Here is a 275-nt window from a genome sequence, read left to right as displayed (position 1 = left end):
AACGAAGTGCTCGACGTGATCAAGGAGCTCGCGCGCTCGGGCACGACGCTCGTGATCGTCACGCACGAGATCGGCTTCGCACGCGAAGTGGCGGACAACGTGCTGTTCATGGAACGCGGGCGCATCGTCGAGGCCGGGCCGCCCGCCGTCGTGCTCGACGCGCCGTCGCATTCGCGCACTCGCGCGTTCCTGTCGCGGGTGCTGTGATGCGCGCCGCTTCCCACCCGCGAGGTGCCGCGCGATGACCGATCGGCGCCAGTTCATCACGGCCGCGC

Annotated in this window: 1 pseudogene; it reads left to right on the top strand. The window is 69.8% G+C overall.

Going from position 1 to position 275, the window contains the following annotated elements:
- Positions 1 to 207 (top strand): annotated as a pseudogene (locus A9Z05_RS30205) (amino acid ABC transporter ATP-binding protein); the annotation flags it as partial.
- Positions 208 to 275: the final 68 nt, after the last annotated feature.

Source organism: Burkholderia sp. A2, assembly GCF_001729305.1.
Classification (GTDB): domain Bacteria; phylum Pseudomonadota; class Gammaproteobacteria; order Burkholderiales; family Burkholderiaceae; genus Burkholderia; species Burkholderia sola.
Note: the sequence above shows the minus strand (reverse complement) of the source record. Positions and strands in the feature narration are given on the sequence as shown.